This window comes from Aeromonas sp. A600620, assembly GCF_029479985.1.
GTDB lineage: Bacteria > Pseudomonadota > Gammaproteobacteria > Enterobacterales > Aeromonadaceae > Aeromonas > Aeromonas veronii_A.
Genome location: NZ_JAAKXB010000019.1, coordinates 57560 through 77328 on the forward strand (window position 1 = coordinate 57560; position 19769 = coordinate 77328).

Annotated in this window: 19 protein-coding genes and 2 tRNA genes; 17 read left to right on the forward strand and 4 right to left on the reverse strand. The window is 56.9% G+C overall.

All coding sequences use genetic code 11. The features are described 5' to 3' along the window. Positions 1–127: 127 nt before the first annotated feature. From G5533_RS19005 to G5533_RS19015, 3 genes are all read right to left on the reverse strand, one after another. Complete coding sequence (locus G5533_RS19005) at positions 128–2143, reverse strand: exoribonuclease II (RefSeq protein WP_421222032.1); 2016 nt, start codon at positions 2141–2143, stop codon at positions 128–130. Positions 2144–2229: 86 nt separating this feature from the next. After that, a complete protein-coding gene (locus G5533_RS19010; protein WP_266135412.1) occupies positions 2230–3129 on the reverse strand; it encodes a LysR family transcriptional regulator ArgP in 900 nt (299 codons plus the stop codon). Between the two features lie 199 nt (positions 3130–3328). Beyond that, positions 3329–3979 carry an acyl-homoserine-lactone synthase gene (locus G5533_RS19015; protein WP_421222030.1) on the reverse strand — a complete coding sequence of 217 codons (651 nt, stop codon included), beginning with the start codon at positions 3977–3979 and terminating at the stop codon, positions 3329–3331. A 62-nt stretch (positions 3980–4041) separates the two neighbouring features. Here G5533_RS19015 and G5533_RS19020 point away from each other — a divergent pair, with 62 nt between their 5' ends. Both G5533_RS19020 and lysE read left to right on the forward strand, forming a co-directional pair. Further along, a complete protein-coding gene (locus tag G5533_RS19020) occupies positions 4042–4824 on the forward strand; it encodes a LuxR family transcriptional regulator (protein WP_216952064.1) in 783 nt (260 codons plus the stop codon). A gap of 194 nt (positions 4825–5018) precedes the next feature. Then, on the forward strand, positions 5019–5630 hold the full coding sequence (lysE, locus tag G5533_RS19025) for an L-lysine exporter (RefSeq protein WP_421209378.1): 612 nt from the start codon (positions 5019–5021) through the stop codon (positions 5628–5630). A gap of 82 nt (positions 5631–5712) precedes the next feature. Here lysE and G5533_RS19030 read toward each other — a convergent pair whose 3' ends face one another. Beyond that, the gene (locus tag G5533_RS19030; protein ID WP_421222028.1) at positions 5713–7722 is read right to left on the reverse strand and encodes a methyl-accepting chemotaxis protein; all 2010 of its coding nucleotides are present in this window, start codon (positions 7720–7722) and stop codon (positions 5713–5715) included. 261 nt (positions 7723–7983) lie between these two features. Between G5533_RS19030 and ruvA the strand changes: the two genes are divergently transcribed. The 15 genes from ruvA to G5533_RS19105 all read left to right on the forward strand — a co-directional run bounded on the left by ruvA (position 7984) and on the right by G5533_RS19105 (position 19769). After that, on the forward strand, positions 7984–8598 hold the full coding sequence (gene ruvA / locus G5533_RS19035) for a Holliday junction branch migration protein RuvA (RefSeq protein ID WP_216952061.1): 615 nt from the start codon (positions 7984–7986) through the stop codon (positions 8596–8598). A gap of 8 nt (positions 8599–8606) precedes the next feature. Continuing rightward, positions 8607–9617, forward strand: a complete 1011-nt coding sequence (gene ruvB / locus G5533_RS19040) for a Holliday junction branch migration DNA helicase RuvB (RefSeq protein ID WP_005335744.1) — start codon at positions 8607–8609, stop codon at positions 9615–9617. Positions 9618–10551: 934 nt separating this feature from the next. Continuing rightward, positions 10552–12108 (forward strand): cytochrome ubiquinol oxidase subunit I, encoded by a 1557-nt coding sequence (locus tag G5533_RS19045; protein ID WP_227341407.1) that lies wholly within the window; start codon positions 10552–10554, stop codon positions 12106–12108. 11 nt (positions 12109–12119) lie between these two features. Beyond that, entirely contained in the window at positions 12120–13256 is a 1137-nt protein-coding gene (gene cydB / locus G5533_RS19050) for a cytochrome d ubiquinol oxidase subunit II (protein ID WP_005335741.1), read from the forward strand. Between the two features lie 14 nt (positions 13257–13270). Beyond that, complete coding sequence (cydX, locus tag G5533_RS19055) at positions 13271–13387, forward strand: cytochrome bd-I oxidase subunit CydX (RefSeq protein WP_005304933.1); 117 nt, start codon at positions 13271–13273, stop codon at positions 13385–13387. Continuing rightward, complete coding sequence (locus G5533_RS19060) at positions 13374–13685, forward strand: cyd operon YbgE family protein (RefSeq protein ID WP_041202810.1); 312 nt, start codon at positions 13374–13376, stop codon at positions 13683–13685. The genes cydX and G5533_RS19060 overlap by 14 nt, the downstream gene beginning before the upstream one ends. A gap of 105 nt (positions 13686–13790) precedes the next feature. After that, positions 13791–14198: a tol-pal system-associated acyl-CoA thioesterase gene (ybgC, locus tag G5533_RS19065; RefSeq protein ID WP_005343212.1), complete on the forward strand. Its 408-nt coding sequence runs from the start codon at positions 13791–13793 to the stop codon at positions 14196–14198. Further along, a complete protein-coding gene (tolQ, locus tag G5533_RS19070; RefSeq protein WP_005343213.1) occupies positions 14188–14877 on the forward strand; it encodes a protein TolQ in 690 nt (229 codons plus the stop codon). The genes ybgC and tolQ overlap by 11 nt, the downstream gene beginning before the upstream one ends. Further along, positions 14877–15323, forward strand: coding sequence for a protein TolR (gene tolR / locus G5533_RS19075; RefSeq protein WP_005335733.1), 447 nt, complete (start codon positions 14877–14879; stop codon positions 15321–15323). The genes tolQ and tolR overlap by 1 nt, the downstream gene beginning before the upstream one ends. A gap of 5 nt (positions 15324–15328) precedes the next feature. Then, the gene (gene tolA, locus G5533_RS19080) at positions 15329–16459 is read left to right on the forward strand and encodes a cell envelope integrity protein TolA (RefSeq protein WP_216979490.1); all 1131 of its coding nucleotides are present in this window, start codon (positions 15329–15331) and stop codon (positions 16457–16459) included. 95 nt (positions 16460–16554) lie between these two features. Continuing rightward, complete coding sequence (gene tolB, locus G5533_RS19085; RefSeq protein ID WP_005335728.1) at positions 16555–17880, forward strand: Tol-Pal system beta propeller repeat protein TolB; 1326 nt, start codon at positions 16555–16557, stop codon at positions 17878–17880. Positions 17881–17929: 49 nt separating this feature from the next. Further along, on the forward strand, positions 17930–18454 hold the full coding sequence (gene pal / locus G5533_RS19090; protein WP_005313284.1) for a peptidoglycan-associated lipoprotein Pal: 525 nt from the start codon (positions 17930–17932) through the stop codon (positions 18452–18454). 158 nt (positions 18455–18612) lie between these two features. Further along, positions 18613–19416, forward strand: coding sequence for a tol-pal system protein YbgF (ybgF, locus tag G5533_RS19095; protein ID WP_076492460.1), 804 nt, complete (start codon positions 18613–18615; stop codon positions 19414–19416). A gap of 174 nt (positions 19417–19590) precedes the next feature. Next, positions 19591–19666 (forward strand) — tRNA-Lys (locus G5533_RS19100). A gap of 31 nt (positions 19667–19697) precedes the next feature. Then, positions 19698–19769 (forward strand) — tRNA-Val (locus G5533_RS19105).

Sequence of the window (19769 nt, forward strand, 5' to 3'; positions counted from 1 at the left end):
TTACTGCCAACTGTGGCGAAAACTGTGCGTAGTGGTGCCACTTGTGGCAGCGTGTATGGCAGATGCGGGGCAAAAAAGAGCCCGCGCAATGGCGGGCTCTCGGGCAGATGAGATGACTCTGTGCGGCTTACTCAGCCTTGGGGGCTACGTCCGCAGGTGTGCTCTCGGCGACCGGGGCTTCCGGTGCCGGACCCGGTACCAGATCTACCGCCGGCTTGGCGATAAGGGAACGGGTCTCTTCCACCGCTTCGGTCAGCTTCACCTCGATGAGCTGGCCGAGCTCGTAGACCACCTCGGTCTTGTCCAGATAGACGCGACCATTGTCCCAGTTGCACTCCAGGCGATCCTTGTTGTCGAGGATATGACGGGCAGGCATGAAGACCACGGCGCCATTCTCCTGCAGACGCAGCTTGAGGCCAGCACGCATCACGTCGATGATCTCGGCGTTGAACACCTTGTCGGTGCCTGCATCGGCCTTCAGGTAGCGGACATAGAGCCAGTCACCGATGTCACGCTCCACCATGCGGTGCAGGCGGCGGCAGGCGGTCAGGTGCTCGGTGAGCTCGGTGCTCGGGCGCTCACCCGGGGTCTTGCCGGCGATGACGGCTTTGAGCAGACGATGGTTGACCATATCGCCGTATTTGCGGATCGGGGAGGTCCAAGTGGCGTAAGCATCCAGACCCAGACCGTAATGGGCGCCCGGTTCGGAGGACATCAGCGCATAGCTCTGGAAGCGGCGGATCTTGCCATCCAGCCAGCGGGTGTCGAGGTTGTCGATCCAGCGGCGCAGGGCGCAGAAGCCGGAGAGGCTGGCGATCTCGTCGCGCTCGAACGGGGCTTCGGCACTCTTCAGCAGGTCGATGGCGCCGTCGAGGGACTCTTCGTCAAAGCCGGTGTGAACGTTGAAGATGCCGTAACCGACGCTCTTGCCCAGCACGCGACCGGCGCAGATGTTGGCGGCGATCATCGACTCTTCTACCATGCGGTTGGCGATGCGGCGCGGCTCGACGTGGATAGCCAGCACTTCGCCATTCTCGCCCAGCTCGAAGTCGTAGTCGGGACGATCCGGGAATACCAGCGCATGCTCGGTGCGCCACTTGATGCGCGCTTCGGTCATCGCTTTCATCAGCGGCAGCTGGGCCAGCACACCTGCGTCGATGGCCAGCTCTTTGCCGTGCTCCGCCCAGTCGGAGACGTCGTCATAGTTGAGACGGGCGTGGGAGCAGATGCGGGCGGCGAAGAACTCAGTCTCTTCCAGTAGCAGACCATCTTCGGCGATGAGCAGACGGGCACACAGGGTGTTGCGCTCTTCGCCCTCTTTCAGGGAGCAGAGCTCGTCGGAGAGGGTGCGCGGGATCATCGGCACGTTGCGGCCCGGCATGTAGACGGTGAAGGCGCGCTGAGCGGCCTCTTTGTCCAGCTCGCTCCCTTCGGCCACATAGGCGGTCGGGTCAGCGATGGCAACCAGCAGCTCCCAGCCGTTGTCCAGCTTGGTGATAGCCAGCGCATCGTCCATGTCCTTGGTCTTGGCGCCGTCAATGGTGAAGAAGGGCACCTTGGTCAGGTCACGACGGGGCAGCTCCTCTTCTTCGATCACCTTCCACTCCGGCAAGTCAGCCGGCTCGACCTGGGCCAGGTTGTGGCGCGCCAGCACCACCCACCAGGGCACATTGTGATCTTCCTGGGCGGCAATCTTCTGGGTGATCTCGGCGGAGAAGTTGCCGTCGACCAGCGCATGGCGCTTGAGGATCGCGACCACCCAGTCCCCTTCCTTGAACTCTTTCTCATCCAGACCCTTCTTGACGCGGGCCTTGATGGCATCCTTGATCAGCGGGTGGTCAGCCACCACGTTGAGACGGTCGCGGAACATCTTGACCCGGGCCACGAAGCGGGTGATGGACTGCTCCAGCAGGGCATCCGGCTCGGCCACTTCCTTCTCTTTTTCGGTGCGGATCAGGGCGCTCACCCGGTCACCGTGCATCACCTTCTTCATGTAAGGAGGCGGCACGAAATAGCTGGTCTTCTCATCCACCTCCAGAAAGCCGAAGCCCCGATCGGAGGCACGGATCACACCCTCTTTCTTCGGGATGTTTTCGCGGATTTGTTGCTTGAGCTGGGCCAGCAGCGGATTGTCTTGGAACATAAATGGGGAACCTGAGTGGAGACCTGATGAAGAAACGCCCAGCACTATACGTTTTTAGCCCTGCAAAGCCAAGGTGAATGGCCTGATTAGCGTGGTTTCAGAGAGCTGCGGGCATAGTCGATGAGCCGTAAAGAGAGCTGTTTGTGTACCCCTTTTTCCAGTACCCAACGGTGCCAGTAGAGTCGCTCCGTCAGGATGCGCTCTGGGCTGAGGTTGACCAGTGAGCCACTCTCCAGTTGTCTCCTGATCTGTAATTCCGGGATAAGACAGTAGGCCACTCCCTGTTCGGCCATGGCGACAAAGGCCTCCGACGAATGAACCGTATGGCAGGGGTAGCCGCCAGGCTCCAGCCCGAACTGCTCCCTCATAAAGCTTACATGCATGTCATCTCGCTGATCGAACGCTACTGCCGGTGCCTTGGCCAGTGCTTCCCGGGTCAGACCGCGAGGAAAATGGCGAGCCACGAAGGCCGGGCTGGCGGTGAGCAGATAGTTCATCTCACCGAGCTCGTCGACACAGCAACCCGCCAGCGGTTGGGGGCTCAGGCTGACCGCGCCGAAGGCCTGCCCCTCGCGCACCTTGTCGAGGGTGCGGCACTCGTCATCCACCAGCAGGTTGAGTTCGATGGGATGCTGCTCAAGCAAGGGAGTAATCGAGGGCAGAAACCAGGTGGCCAGGCTGTCGGCATTGACGGCGATACTGATCCGGATGGGTGCTTGTGGTGTGGCGGGAGCCAGCTCACCAGCCAGTTCCAGCTCTAGCTGGTGGACCTGACGATAGTGTGCCAGCAGCTTCTGGCCGAGCGGGGTCGCTTGCAGCGGCTGGCTGCGGATGAGCAGCGGCTCGGCAAACTGCTGCTCCAGCTGCTTGATCCGCTGGGAGATGGCCGACTGGGTGATATGGAGCGACTTGGCCGCCCGCTCGAAGTTCTGTTCCTGCAGTACCGCATCCAACGCCCGCAGCAGTTTGTAGTCCAGCTCTTTCATCTTCCCTCCCTTGCGTTGCTTCTGGGCTGACTCTACGTCACTCGGCAGGGGACAACAATGAGTGGTGACAGGGCCGTTATGCTGTGATTTCTGACAGTAGTGATCAGGTTGTTGAGGGAGGATACTGCCCGCTGATCCGTGGGTTAGCCTGCGGGCTCATAGCGATCTGTTTATCCCGGGTCTGTTTTCCCGGGATTTTTTATGACTGCGCTGTCAGCGCCCTTGATGGTTGCTGCAGTAGAATGTGGCTGGTTTGATAGTGGCCCAGCAGAGGTTGGCCAACGGCACGGGCGAAACGTTCATCCAGATGGAAGCGGATCCCCACCCCGCGCACGGCCCCCAGATCCACCGTCTGGCGGTGACCGAGCCGCTCGATGGGCAGTCCGAGACGACGAAAGATGCGCTCTACCGGCAGGCTGACGACAGCGACCAGCTCCCGGATCCCGTGAGCATGGGCGAAGGCATAGACTTCGCGAAAGATAACGCAGGTGAGCTCGCTGACGCCATTGACCATCCGCGGAGCACGGCTGGCATCGATGGCTAGACGGGTCAGTTCCCAGACATCGGGGGTGCGTGGTGCACTTTCACCGGCAAGGGCGGTGGGGAAGATGGTGGGCAGCATATAGGCATCGGCACAGTTGAGCAGGCGAATACAGCCGCACAGCCCTTGTTTATCCTCGATCAGCACCCAATGGGTGTCTGGCGTATCAAAGCTGTCACGCTCGAGTCCCAGATGGGACTCTACATCCCAGCCGAGCCGGTCGGAAAAGACGCGATTTCGAAAGCGATAGAGTTCCTCCTCTACCTCATTTCGTGGATGCTCTCTCAATTTTCCTTTGAAAACCAACATTATGGGCCCTCTGTCTTGCTATTCGCCGTTATAATCACATGTCTGGCCAAGGGGGCTTTCATATGAAAAGAGACCAACTGCTTGAGTATCTCGAACATTTCACTTCGGTGACGGATGGCAACCGTCTGGCCGAGCTGATCGGTCACTTCACGCTCGGTATGGGCTACGACTACTACCGCTTCGCGCTGATCCTGCCGATGTCGATGCAAAGACCCAAGGTGGTGCTGTTCAATCACTGCCCTGACTCCTGGGTGCAGGCCTACACCGAAAACAACATGCTGGCATGTGATCCGGTGATCCAGCTGGCGCGCAAGCAGACTCTGCCCATCTACTGGAATCGCCTCGATGAGCGAGCCAGTTTTCTGCAAGAGGGAAGCATGGATGTGATGGGGCTGGCAGCCGAGTTCGGGCTACGCAATGGCATCTCCTTCCCCCTGCACGGTGCAGCCGGGGAGAACGGGATCCTCTCCTTTATCACGTCCGAGCGGGCCTCGAGCGATCTGCTGCTGGAGTCGTCGCCGATCCTCTCATGGATGTCGAACTACATCTTCGATGCCGCAATCCGGGTGGTGCGTTTCAGCATGATGGACAGTGCGGGCAAAGAGCCCCTGACCGAGCGCGAAACCGAGTGTCTGTTTTGGGCCAGCGAAGGAAAGACCTCCTGCGAGATAGCCTGCATCCTCGGCATCACGGAGCGCACGGTCAATTACCACCTCAATCAGGTCACCCGCAAAACCGGCTCCATGAACCGCTACCAGGCCATTGCCAAGGGGGTGGGGACCGGCTTGCTGTTGCCCAATCTGGAGCAGGTGGTGGTCACCAATTTTCCCCGAGTGTTGCAGTAGTCCGAGTCTCACATGCCACAGATTCTCCTGCTGCTGTATGAGGGTCACAATTGTCAGATCCGGTAATTGACAAGGGATTGAATAGAAAAGCTTCATCATTAGCAAAATGAATGAACCAGTAAATCAATGAATTTCTAAGAGGGAACAGGGCTCGCTATAGTGCCGTTCATTCATCACTTCGAACGGAACTTTCCATGCTGCTGACCACGACCCTGCAAGGCTTCACCATAGGTCTTGCCATGATCATCCCCATTGGCGCCCAGAATGCCTTTGTGCTGAGCAGAGGCATCCATCGCAATCACCATCTGCTGAGCGCCACACTCTGCAGTTTCTGCGACCTCATTCTGATCGCTATAGGGGTATTTGGCGGAGCCAATCTGCTGGCTGCCAGCCCGATTGGCATGATGCTGCTTACCTGGGGCGGCGTGCTGTTTCTCGGCTGGTTTGGGGTTCGCTCCCTGCGCAGCGCCTGGCATGGACAGGAGGGCGGACTGGCCGACTCTTCGCAACGGATGAGAGCCAGAAGCGTACTGGCCATGACGCTAGGGGTCACCCTGCTCAATCCCCATGTCTATCTCGATACCCTGATGCTGCTCGGCTCCCTTGGCAGTCAGGTGAGCGAGTCCCTGCGTCCGGCCTTTGCTGCGGGGGCCATGCTGGCCTCGCTGGTGTGGTTTTACTCGCTTGCGCTGGGAGCGGCCGCATTGGCGCCCTGGCTAGCGCGAGGAGGGGTGCAGCGGGGGATCGATCTGCTGGTCGGCATCATCATGCTGAGTCTGGCTATTCAACTGGCCATAGGAAGTTGAGGAAGTTAAGGCGGCAGGAATGAGCGACCGGTAACAAAAAGATGCCACTCGCAGGGAGTGGCATCTTCGCTATTGGAGGGGGTCAGACTCGGAACTGGGAGAGCAGGCGCTGTTGCAGCAGGCTGGCTTGATGGAGCGAGGAGGCGAGCTGCAGGCACTCCTGCGCCTCCTGTTCGCCGGTTCTGGCTTGCAGACTGATGCCGGAGACCTTGTCAGAGGAGTGGCTCAGGGTGTGTGACAGTTGACCTGTGGCTACGGCCACCTGCTGCACCATGTCGGCCAGCTGGTCGATGGCGCCTTCCACCTTGAACAGGATCTGCTTGGTGTTCTCGGAGTCTTGCATGCCGGACTCCACCGTCTTGAGGTTGCGCTGCATCATCAGGTAGGCGCTCTCGGTCTGCTGCTGGATGCTGCTGATCACCTGGCTGATCTCGGCGCTTGATATCGCCGTGCGATTGGCCAGGGTGCGCACCTCGTCCGCGACCACAGCAAAGCCACGTCCCATCTCCCCCGCGCGGGCTGCTTCGATAGCCGCATTGAGGGCCAGCAGGTTGGTCTGCTCCGAGATTTCGCTGATGGTGGAGATGATCTGGCCGATCTGGCCCGCCTGCTCCTTGAGGGCGTTGATGGCGATGGCGCACTCGCCCACCTCCTGCACCACCCGCAGCATGCCCGCACTGGCAGAGGCGACATATTGGCTACTTTCGGTGGTTAGCTGGCGCACCTCGTTGGCATTGTGGGCCGCCATGCTGCAGTTGTCAGAAATACCGGTAGCGACTTGTACCATTTGTTCACTGTCCTGATGCAGGGCCAGCGCATGTTCGGCGGTCTGGCGGCTGCTCTGGCTGATCGCCTCCACCCGGTTGACCGAGGTGTGAACGTGTTCGCTGATGTGCCGGTTGTTGTCCATGGTGGAGCTGATCATCTTCTGCAATTTCTCGATGAAGCGATCCACGCTGTTGGCCAGCGAGCCTATCTCGTCATCCCGCTGCAGGTTGATGCGGGCGTTGAGATCCCCCTCGCCGGCGGCGATATCCTGCATCCGTTTGTCCACTTGCAGCAGCGGGGTGACCAGCTTGCGGGTCAGCCAGAAGCCACAGAGGGTGACCATGATCAGGCTAAGCAACAGGCCTCCCAGCAGCAGGGTGCGGGTTTGGCTGATGATGCCGTTGAGCTGGACTACCTGATCCTCGACGGTGGCATCACCGCTCGCCTCGATGGCAACCAGTTGTTGCTGTAGCTGGTCGGCACTGGCCTCATAGAGAGCCTGCTGGGCCTGATAGCTGCCGAGCGCCTCGATCCACTGCCCCATCAGCTGCTGATGTCGGGCCAACAGGGTGCGATACTGTGTCGCCAGCGGCTTGCCGGCAAATTCGCCGGTTCCCTCGATATCGAACAGCCCGGTACCGAGCATGCTGTCGATCGCTTCGTGATAGAAATCGGTCGCCTCTTTCAGCTCGACCTTGATCGCCTCCGTTACCCCTTGTCTGCGCATCTTCTCCAGCGCATAGAGCTGGCGCAAAAAGCCGATATTGGACTCCATTCCCCCGTCGGCCGCTTCCCAGCGGGTGGAGAGGCCGCTGTTCCAGCTGATGGTCTGGTCGGGGGCCTGGGTCAGCACCTCTACCGCCCCATCGCCAATCACCTCCAGCTGGGTCGAGAGTCGTGCCATCAGCTCGGCGTTGTGATGCAGCGCCTCATCAACCTCGGTATAGGCGTGATAGAGCGTCAACAGCTTCTCTTGTTGTTGTTGATAGGCCAGCTTCTGCTGCTCCATGGTGGCCAGGACTGCGCCATCAATGAGCTGACCCTGGCTGACCCGGGCCAGCGCATCATCGGTCGCCGCCTTGGCGGCATCAAGCTCGGTGCGATTGAGCGGGGTGCCGTTTTGCATCTTCTGAATCTGTAACTGTTGATTGCCCAGTTCGATGGAGCCTTCCATGGCGCCATCGGCGGTCTGCCAGGCGCTTCCCAACACATAGGTGAGCAGGCCGGCCAGCCGCTGGCTGCCATACCAGCCCACGACCCCCATCCCCAGCGTGCAGCCGAGCAAGATGGCAAGACCCAGATTGGCGGTGGTAACAATTTTCATATGATGGCCTTCCTTGGTATCTGCATTGGCATCAATTTCGGTTCCGAACGGATTTAGTGTAGTGGCTCATGCCCAGTCGGAGTCCGGTACGGTGCAGAAACATCCCGTACACGCAGGCTGAACCAGATCAAGCATGGTGGCCAATTTGCGAAAAAGCTTCTCCGGATACCAGGGGGTTGCTGCCCTATGCTGGATACTTATCCAGTTATTCTTTATGCTATGAGCCAATTTGCGAATAGTTGTATTGGTGAGGAGAGAGCCGTGATTGGTCGCTTGAGAGGCATTGTCATTGAGAAGCAGCCCCCCGAGGTCTTGCTGGAAGTAGGCGGGGTTGGTTACGAGGTTCATATGCCGATGAGCTGCTTCTATGATTTGCCGGAGATCGGCAAGGAGGCGACCATCCACACTCACTTCGTGGTGCGGGAAGATGCCCAGTTGCTCTATGGTTTTAACCACAAACAGGAGCGGGCGCTGTTCCGCGAGCTGATCAAGACCAACGGAGTCGGCCCCAAGCTGGCGCTGGCTATTCTCTCCGGCATGACAGCTACCCAATTCGTGCTGAGTGTCGAACGTGAAGAGATAAGCTCTTTGGTCAAACTGCCGGGAGTCGGCAAGAAGACCGCCGAGCGTCTGGTGGTGGAGATGAAGGATCGCCTCAAGGGCTGGGTCAGTCACGACCTCTTCTCCCCGGCCATGGTCACCCTGCCAGCCAGTGAGCCAGAATTGCGGGCACCGGATGTGACCGAAGAGGCGGCCAGTGCGCTGGTGGCCCTCGGTTACAAGCCGCAGCAGGCGAGCCAGATTGTCAGCAAGATCGCCAAAGAGGGGATGTCGGTGGAAGATATCATCCGTGAATCCCTGCGTAGCCTGGTATGAGGTAGTTGATGATTGAAGCAGACCGCCTCATTTCGGCCAGTGCTGCCCGTGAGGATGACATTATTGACCGGGCTATCCGCCCCAAGAAGCTGGCTGACTACACCGGTCAGGATACCGTCTGCGAACAGATGGAGATCTTTATCGAAGCGGCCCGTCAGCGGGGAGAAGCGCTCGATCACCTGCTGATCTTCGGTCCGCCGGGTCTGGGCAAGACCACCCTCGCCAACATCGTCGCCAACGAGATGGGGGTCAATATCAAGACCACCTCCGGCCCGGTGCTGGAGAAAGCGGGGGATCTGGCGGCGCTGCTCACCAACCTCGAACCGAACGATGTGCTGTTCATCGACGAGATCCATCGCCTCAGCCCGGTGGTGGAGGAGGTGCTCTATCCGGCGATGGAGGATTACCAGCTCGACATCATGATCGGGGAGGGGCCAGCGGCTCGTTCCATCAAGCTGGATCTGCCTCCCTTCACTCTGATTGGCGCCACCACCCGGGCTGGTTCACTCACCAGCCCGCTGCGGGATCGCTTCGGTATCGTCCAGCGGTTGGAGTTCTACAACGTCAAGGATCTGACCGATATCGTCTCCCGCAGTGCCCGTTGTCTGGGGCTAGATATGACGGAAGATGGTGCCATTGAGGTCGCTCGTCGCTCTCGTGGTACGCCGCGGATTGCTAACCGTTTGTTAAGACGAGTGCGTGACTTCGCCCAGGTCAAATCCGATGGCCGGATCGATGGCCCCATCGCGGCCCGCGCCATGGACATGCTGGATGTCGATAACGAAGGTTTTGACTTCATGGACCGCAAGTTATTGTTGGCTGTGATAGACAAGTTTATGGGGGGCCCTGTGGGTCTCGATAATCTGGCCGCCGCGATCGGGGAGGAGAAAGATACTATCGAAGATGTGCTGGAGCCTTATCTGATCCAGCAAGGGTATCTGCAACGTACACCCAGAGGACGGATTGCGACCACACGAGCCTACGCTCATTTCGGTCTTCAGCGACCAGATGAGAAGTAAAAATAGTCGTTTGAACATGAAACCGCCGTCAAAGGCGGTTTTTTGTTATCCGGGCAAAAAAAAGCCCACGGCGGATGCGGTGGGCAAAGACAATTCAGGATGGATGTTCACAGACAGTGAGTGCGTCTGGACACAGACCGGAAAATAAACAGGTGAGCCGTCGCGAGCTCTCAGAGTCGGTTCAGTTGATAGAGCTGAACAAAGGAAAGCTTGTAGTAACGGATGGTTTTAGCAACAAACTTTTTCATCTTCGATTCCAATAGACAGGTTCAAATTGATGGTCGAATACGTACCGTGAACCCGGATTAACCGGCCTGTATCCAAGGGTATGCCCTCACTGCGAGGCGCATTGTAGGAGCTCGTATCGGCCCGGGCAAACAAGAAAAATTGCAACCTTCAAATTAGTTTATCTAATGTAGTGATTGATGAAATTGGTTCGCATGAGTATGCATTGTTTGTAGTTTTAAATTGAGTTTTCGAATCAGTTCGCCTGACCTGGATAACATGGAAAAAGGCGCGTCATCGACATTTTTCAAATTAAATGGGGTGGCCGGATGTTAAATTCTTAAATTGATTTAAATCAATATTTTACGCATTGTCATCTTTTGTGATCTGGCTCGCTTCAATAATCGTGAAATAGATTAAACATGGCTTTGAAAGCCATGTATGGCGGGTCCTTTTACATTGATTTCAATCAAATAAAGGTGATATAAAAACCCGGTCATAATGAGCGAGAATAAATTGAAGCTTATTGTTTTTTAATTGTTAAACATTAGCTTTGTTTGTGTTTTCGCGTTGCCTTGTTGTTAATATTGGTGGTTACTGAAAGTGTTTTGTTGTGATCCGTCTCAACGGGGCCCATTCGATAACCCCCAACGGAAGCTTTGTGCTTAAAACTTAAAATAGCCGTGCCAATAATCGGTGAGGAAACATCATGATTGCTGAGCATGTGGTAGACCTATCGCGGTTCCAGTTCGCTGCGACGGCCCTTTATCACTTTTTGTTTGTACCCCTGACGCTGGGAATGGCCTTTCTCCTGGCGATCATGGAATCCGTCTATGTGATGACCAACAACACCATCTACCGGGACATGACCAAATTCTGGGGTAAGTTGTTTGGTATCAACTTTGCCCTGGGGGTCACCACAGGTCTGGCCATGGAGTTCCAGTTCGGGACGAACTGGGCGTACTACTCCCATTATGTCGGCGATATCTTCGGGGCCCCGCTGGCTATCGAAGGGCTGATGGCCTTCTTCCTGGAGTCCACCTTCGTCGGTATGTTCTTCTTTGGTTGGGATCGTCTGAGCAAGCATCAGCATCTGGCTGCCACCTGGTTGATGGCGCTGGGTACCAACCTCTCCGCCCTCTGGATCCTGGTCGCCAACGGCTGGATGCAGAACCCGGTCGGTGCCGAGTTCAACTTCGAATCCATGCGGATGGAGATGATGAGCTTCGCTGACGTGGTGCTCAACCCTGTTGCTCAGGTCAAGTTCGTCCACACTGTGGCGGCTGGCTATACCTGTGGCGCCATGTTTGTGCTGGGTATCTCCTCCTACTACCTGCTGAAGAATCGTGATGTGGCGTTTGCCCGTCGCTCCTTCGCCATTGCCGCTGCGTTCGGTATGGCTTCCATCGTGTCCGTGCTGATCCTCGGTGACGAATCCGGTTACGAAACCGGTGAAGTGCAGAAGGTGAAACTGGCTGCTATCGAAGCCGAGTGGGAGACTGAACCTGCTCCGGCCGCCTTTACCCTGTTCGGTATTCCGAATCAGGAAGAGATGCGCACCGACTACGCCATCAAGATCCCCTATGCACTGGGCATTATCGCTACCCGTTCTCTGGACGGTCAGGTAACCGGTCTGAAGGATCTGAAGAGCGAGCACGAACTGCGCGTTCGTAACGGTATGACCGCTTACGACTTGCTGACCAAGCTGCAATCCGGTGACAAGTCTGACGAGACCCGCGCTCGCTTCGACGAAGTGAAGCAGGATCTGGGCTACGGTCTGCTGCTCAAGCGCTACACCAGCAATGTGACCGATGCTACCGACGAGCAGATCAAGGCCGCCGTGGATGACTCCATCCCGCAGGTTCTGCCGCTGTTCTTCGCCTTCCGCATCATGGTTGCCGTCGGCATGCTGATGCTGGTACTGATTGGTATGGCCTTCTATGACAGTGCCCGTCACCAGATCGGCCAGCGCAAGTGGCTGCTCAAGGCTCTGCTGTGGGGTATCCCGCTGCCGTGGATCGCCATCGAAGCTGGCTGGTTTGTTGCCGAATATGGTCGCCAACCGTGGACCATTGCAGAGGTGTTGCCGACTTCCCTCTCTGCATCCAACTTGCCTGCAGCCGAGATCTGGTTCTCTCTGATCGGTATCTGCCTGTTCTATACCGTACTTCTGGTTATCGAGATGTACCTGATGTTCAAGTATGCCCGTCTTGGCCCCAGCAGCCTGAAGACTGGCAAGTATCACTTTGAACAGATCAAGGCATAAGGAGAGCGACCATGTTTGATTACGAAACTCTGCGTGTCATCTGGTGGGCTCTGGTCGGCGTACTGCTGATCGGTTTTGCCATCACTGACGGCTTCGACATGGGGGTAGGCGCACTGCTCCCGTTCGTCGGCAAGAAAGATGTCGAGCGCCGCGTGATGCTCAACACCATGGGGCCGCACTGGGAAGGTAACCAGGTTTGGCTGGTCACTGCCGGTGGCGCCTTGTTCGCCGCCTGGCCGATGGTGTATGCCGCGACCTTCTCCGGCTTCTACATCGCCATGATCCTGACCTTGATGGCGCTGTTCCTGCGTCCGGTCGGTTTCAAGTACCGCTCCCTGCGTGCTGATGCAAAATGGCGCAGCAACTGGGACTGGGCCTTGTTCGCCGGTAGCGCCGTACCGCCCATCGTCTTTGGTGTGGCCTTTGGCAACCTGCTGCAAGGCGTTCCTTTCGAGTTTAACCAGTTCATGATGTTGACCTATCACGGCAACTTCTTCGGCCTGCTTAACCCGTTCGGCATTCTGGCTGGTCTGGTGAGCCTGTTCATGCTGCTCACCCAGGGCGCAACCTGGTTGATGATGAAGACCGACGGGGAAGTGCTGGCACGTTCCCGTACTGCCGCCATGATCTGCTCACTGCTGACTCTGGTGCTGTTTGCTGCCGCGGGTTGGTGGGTAAGCGGTATGGAAGGGTATGTCATCGTCAAGGCTGCCGCGACTGACGCAGTATCCAACCCGATGAACAAGGAAGTTGTCCTGCAGGCTGGTGCCTGGATGAACAACTACACCCTCTATCCGTGGATGGTGGCTGCCCCTGTACTGGGCCTGGCCATGAGCCTGCTGACTGCGCTGTTTGCCCGCATGAACATCGGCTGGCTGGCGTTTACCAGCTCCTCGCTGGCGATTGCCGGGGTCATCCTCACTGCCGGTTTCTCCATGTTCCCGTTCGTGATGCCCTCAAGCCTTGAGCCGTCACTGAGCCTGACCATGTGGGATGCTACCGCCTCTTTCAACACCTTGCAGGTGATGACTGTGGCTGCAGCGATCTTCGTACCGATTGTGCTGGGTTACACCATCTGGACTTACATCAAGATGTTTGGCCGGGTAACCAACAAGCACATCGAAGATAACCAACAATCTCTCTATTAAGAGGTGCGCTGACAATGTGGTATTTCACCTGGATCCTGGGGCTGTTGCTGGCCTGTGCATTTGGCATTATCAATGCGCTGTGGCTGGAACACACCGAGAACATGGATCGTCAGATCGATGAAAACAAGTGATCGACTCGCCAGGCTGGCCGCTCCACTGGAGCGGCAGCCGTGGCAGGGGTTGATGTTACTCGCGGCGGCCTTGTTGGCCGTCGCTATTTTACAGGCCCCCAATCTGATCGCGGCCAACACCAGCGAGCATGGTCTCTGGCTTGCTCCCTGGCTGATGTGGGCCGTCTGTTGTGGCGTACTTAACGGGCTTGGCTTTCATCTGAAAAGCCTGCCCGGACGTGTGCTGTTCAACCCCTGGCTCGCCTGGCCCAGTTTGTTGTATGGCCTCTGGCTGACACATTCATATTTCCTTTCATAAAAAACGGGGGGAGGCAGGATTTCCCTGTCTCCCCCTGCTTCTTTCCTATTCAGCCCTGCGCTATGATAGCCCCCCATCTGACTGTCGAATGGATCACAGATTGTTATGGGGGAAGTCTTTGAGTTTCCGGTACGTGTCTACTACGAAGACACCGATGCCGGGGGCATCGTCTACAACGCCAATTATCTCAAGTTTATGGAACGTGCTCGCACCGAGTTTCTTCGTGCCAAAGGGGTCGAACAGGACGTCTGGCTGCAGGAGGGATATGCCTTCGTGGTGAGCCGAACTGAGATCGATTTCCGCTCGGCGGCCCGTTTTAATGAACTATTGAATGTATTAACGCAAGTGATTGAAGTGAAACGCGCATCCCTGCGTTTTTCGCAGCAGATCCTGGCGGCTGATGGACGACTCGTCACCCAGGCTTTGGTACAGATAGCCTGTGTAAGTCATCCGCAAATGAAACCTGTAGCTATACCTGAAAAAATCAAGGGAGTGCTGTTAAGTGCACGCTGAAATTTCGTTTATTGGCCTGTTTTGGCAAGCCAGCCTGTTGGTAAAACTGGTCATGATCACCCTGATGAGCATGTCTATTGTCTCCTGGGCGCTGATTATCCAGCGTTCCAAGGCGATCAAGGCGGCCAATCTCGCATCGGAACAGTTTGAAGATCGCTTCTGGTCAGGGGTCGATCTCAATCGCCTCTATCAGGAGTCCTCTTCCCGCCGCGATGATATCGAAGGCATGGAAGATATCTTCTACTCCGGCTTCAAGGAGTATGCCCGCCTGCTCAAGGCCGGGGCCCGTGGTCAGGATGCGGTGATGGATGGTACCTACCGTGCCATGCGCGTCTCCCTCTCCCGTGCGGTGGATGATCTGGAATCCAACCTGCCGGTGCTGGCGACCATCGGCTCCATCAGCCCCTACATCGGTCTGTTCGGTACCGTATGGGGGATCATGAACGCCTTTATCGCCCTGGGTCAGGTGCAGCAGGCCACCCTGCAGATGGTGGCACCGGGTATCGCGGAAGCGCTGATTGCGACCGCCATGGGTCTGTTTGCCGCTATCCCGGCGGTAATCTTCTACAACCGCTTCTCCAACAAGGTCGAGCGGCTGGAGAACGCCTACGCCAACTTCATGGACGAGTTCACCACCATTCTGAACCGTCAAATTGCTCAGCAGCAGGGTGATCAGTAATGCAAACCTATCAGCGGATCCGGCGCAAGAAGGTGGCCGAGATCAACGTGGTTCCCTATATCGACGTCATGCTGGTGCTGCTTATCATCTTTATGGCGGTCACGCCGGTGATCACGCAAGGGGTCAAGGTGGATCTGCCGCAGGCTGAGTCCGAGCAGTTGCCGGAAGATGCCAAGCCGCCCTTCATCGTCAGCGTCAATACCGAAGGCGAGTATGTCATCAAGGCTGGCGAAGCCGATGACGAGCCGGTGCCAAGTGGCACGCCAGAGGCGATGCAGCAATACATCACCGAAAAAGCCATGGGCTATCTGGCGATCAACCAGAATGCCCCCGTGGTGGTCGCGGGTGACAAGGCCGTGCGCTACGAAGAGGTGATCCTGTTGATGGTGGCCCTCAAGAATGCGGGTGTGCCTCAGGTTGGCCTGATGACAGATCCGGTGAACTAACGGAGATGGATGTGAAGCGTGGTATTTCCGGTTATCTCATCGCGTCGTTTCTGCTGCACCTGATCATCGGCATCATCCTGTTTGTCGGGCTCGATTTCAGCAAACCGAAACGACCCGAATCGAAGGGGCAGATCGTCAATGCCGTCATGCTTGATGAGAACTTCCTCAACGAGCAGGCCAAGCAGATCCAGCAGCAGAAAGCTCAGCCCAAGCCGCAGAAGGTAGAGAAAGAGAAGGATAAGGAAGATACGGATCTTGCCAAACGCGAACTAGCCCAGCAGCAGGAACGGCTGCGTATTGCCGAGGCCAAGCGGAAAGAAGCAGAAGAGGCGACCCGCAAGGCCGAGGCTGAGAAGCAGAAAAAAGTTGCCGAGCAGAAGCGGGCGGAAGAGAAGGCGCAGAAAGCCGAGGAGGCCCGCAAGCTGGAAGAGCAGAAGGCCAAGAAGGCGGAAGCCGAGCGCAAGGCTGCTGAAGAGGCCAAGGCACTGGCGCTGAAGAAAAAGAAAGAGCTCGAGAAAAAACAGGCGGAAGAGAAGGCTAAAGCCGAGGAGGCCAAAGCCAAGAAAGCGGAAGCTGACAAGAAGGCCAAGGCTGAGGCAGAGAAGAAAGCCAAGGCAGAGGCTGAGAAAAAAGCCAAAGCCGAGGCTGAGAAGAAGGCCAAGGAAGAGGCAGCCAAAAAGGCAAAAGCTGACGCAGAGAAGAAAGCCAAGGCTGAAGCCGAGAAGCAGGCCAAGATCGCGGCAGAACGCAAACGCAAAGCGGCCGAGGAGGCCAGACTGCAAAAAGAGATGGAAGCCATGATGCAGCAGCAGCTGGCGGCTGAAGCCAATGCCCGCAGCCAGGCTGCCTCTGCAGCGGCACAAGGTGAGGTCGACAAGTATGCGGCGCTCATCAAGGCCACTGTTGAGCGGTATATGATTTTGGATCCCACCATGCGGGGCAAAACATGTACTATCGGCGTACGTCTTGCGAGCAGTGGCTTTGTCATATCGGTAGATAACGGCCAGGGTGACCCGGCGGTCTGTCGTTCGGGTAAGGCGGCTGTCTTGAAAGCCAATCAACTGCCAGTGCCCAAGGATCCTGCGGCATTCGAGATGTTGAAGGAATTTAACCTGAAGTTAGAACCGAGTATCTAAGCGTGATAAAACGAGGTTGCTTGCCTCCGGTTGGCAACCTCTCGCCGAGAAAGGAATTTAACCTCTCATCTTTATTGGAACCGAGTATTTAAGCCATGATCAGAAAAGTATTTTTTGCTTTGGTTGGCTGTTTGTTGCTGGGCCAGAGTGCCCAGGCGGCCCTGGACATCGTCATCACCGGCGGTATTGATAGCGCACGCCCCATCGCTGTCGCCCCCTTCAAGTGGGAAGGCAACGGGCAGTTGCCGCAGGACATCGCGGAAGTGGTCTCCAACGACCTGATGCGCAGCGGCAAGTTCAAGCCGCTGGCCCGTGGCCAGATGCCGCAGACCCCGAGCAGCAGCAGCGAGATCAACTTCGCTCCCTGGGCCTCCCAAGGGGTTGAAGCCGTGGTGGTGGGTTCCATTTCGGCAGTCGGTGACGGCACCTACAAGGTCAACTTCGAGCTGGTCGATGTGCTGAAAGGCCAGCTGGCCAAGGCACAAGGTGGCGAGAGCAACGGTTACATCCTGGATAGCCGTATGGCGACCATCCCGGGTGCCCAGATGCGCCAGTTTGCCCACCGTATCTCCGACATCGTCTATGAACGTCTGACTGGCGAGCGCGGTGCCTTCCTGACCCGTCTGGCTTACGTCTCCGTACAGCAGGGTACCCAGTTCCCGTACCAGCTGCGTATTTCTGACTACGACGGTTACAACGAGAAGACCCTGCTGCGCTCCCGCGAGCCCTTGATGTCTCCGGCCTGGTCGCCGGATGGCAGCAAGCTGGCCTACGTGAGCTTCGAGAACCAGAAGTCCGAAATCTACGTGCAGGATATCTACACCCAGCAGCGCAGCCTGATCACCAGTTTCCGCGGTATCAACGGGGCGCCGGAGTGGTCTCCGGATGGTCGTCGTCTGGCTATCGTTCTCTCCAAAGATGGTTCACCGAACCTCTATGTGGTTGATGTCGCTAGCAAGCAGCTGACCCGCGTCACAACCAGCCGTGTGATCGACACTGAACCCTCCTGGATGCCGGATGGGCAAAATTTGTTGTTCACCTCTGAACGTGGTGGCAAACCCCAGATTTATAGCGTAAATTTGGCGACTGGTATGACTCGCCGGATGACTTGGGAAGGTGAATCCAACCAGGGTGCATCCATCACTCCTGATGGCAAAATCATGGTGATGGTGACCCGTGTTCAGGGACAGTATCGTATTGCCCGTCAGGACATGGAAAACAATGCCCTGTTGGTCCTTACCCAGAGTGCTCTGGATGAGTCGCCAAGTGTGGCTCCCAATGGCAGCATGATCATTTATGCCACCATCTATCAGGGTCGTAAGAGTCTCGCGTTGGTGTCGACTGATGGTCGCTTCAAGGCTGTGCTTCCGACCAGTAGCGGTGAAATTCGTGCACCAGCTTGGTCGCCCTTCTTGAATTGATAAAAATCCAATTGTTTTTTGTTTTGTTATAAAGGTTTAAGGAAATAGCATGCAACTCAATAAACTGCTCAAGGGTTTGGCCATCGCACTGCCACTGTTCACCCTGGCCGCTTGTAGTTCTTCTTCTGATTCCGACGCCGCTGGCGCTGAATCAGGTATGACCGACGGCATGGGCGGTGTACAAACCGGCGGCGCCAACGGCATGTTGTCCCCGGAAGAGCAGATGCGTCAGAAGTTCGAAGCACTGCAGCGTGACAACGTGATCTACTTCCCGTTCGACGGTTACGATATCCAGGGTCAGTACGCTGATCTGCTGGATGCCCACGCCAGCTACCTGCGCGAGCGCCCGAGCGTGAAAGTCCTGATCGAAGGTCACGCCGATGAGCGCGGTACTCCGGAGTACAACATCGCCCTGGGCGAGCGTCGTGCCAAGGCTGTTGCCAAGTATCTGCAAACCCTGGGTGTGCAGGCCGAGCAGCTCTCCATCGTCAGCTATGGCGAAGAGAAGCCGCTGGATCTGTCCCACACCGAGGATGCCTTTGCCAAAAACCGCCGCGCGGTTCTGGTTTACTAAGGTTTGAACCGAACGAAGTTCGTTTATATGCAAGCGGCCATTTCGATGGCCGTTTTATTTGCACTAAACGCCAAGGTTTGATCCGAATGAAATCTGCATATGCGAGCGACGATGGCGCTGGCCGTTTTATCTGTACTAAACGCTAAGGTTTGATCCGAATGAAATCTGTGTACAAGCAAGCTGTCGTTGCGCTGGCCGTAATGGTTGCTCTGAATGCGCAAGCTGCGGCACCGGTCAGCGATCTGGGCGGTGACTCAAGTGGTGGGGTTGTCCTTAGCGGCAACAATGGCGCCATCGTGCCCACCGGTAGCCTGGAAGATCGGGTTGCCCTGCTGGAGCGCACCCTCAATGCCCGTCTGCGACTGCAAGCTGAATTGCAGCAACAGGTCGACTCCCTGCAAGGGGAGGTTTCCGAGCTGCGTGGTCAGCTGGAGCAGCAGACCTACCAGATGGAACAGTCGCAAGAGCGCCAGCGTCAGCTCTATCAGGAGCTCGACAAGGTTGCCAGCAGCCAGCAGGCTGCACCGGCCGCCGCGGCCCCTGCTGCTGCCGCTACACCGGCTGCTGCGGCCAATTACTCAACCAATCAGGATGAGAATCAGGCCTACGACGCAGCGGTCAACATGGTGCTCAAAGAGAAGAACTACGACAAAGCCATTCCGGCTTTCCAGGGCTTCATCAAGCAGTACCCCAATTCGGGCTATGTTCCCAATGCACACTACTGGCTCGGCCAGTTGCTGTTCAACAAGGGTGACAGAGCCGGTGCCTCGGCCCAGTTTTCGACCGTGGCCAACAAATACAGCAAATCCCCCAAGCGAGCCGATGCGCTGCTGAAGTTGGGTATGCTGGCGCAACTGGATGGCAAGAAGGCGGAAGCCAAATCCTTCTATGAGCAGGTGATCAAGGGCTATCCCAACACCTCGCCAGCCCAGTTGGCCAAACAGAGTCTGGCCAAGCTGTAACATTGCTGTATGTCACTGTTTTCGTAACGCTACTGTAAAAACAGCCTGCATTTGTACGCACAGTGAGCAAACGGATTTAAATTACGAATTTTCTGTTGCACCGGAAATTTAAATCCGTAATATAGGCCGCCGTCAGAGCCGAAGCAGTAATGCAGTCGGAACTGGTCGTGGTGAGGGTCGTTAGCTCAGTCGGTAGAGCAGTTGACTTTTAATCAATTGGTCGCTGGTTCGAATCCAGCACGACCCACCATTTTCTCCACTCGGTGGAGACAGAATTCCCAGGTCGTTTAGCTCAGCTGGGAGAGCACCTCCCTTACAAGGAGGGGGTCACTGGTTCGATCCCAGTAACGACC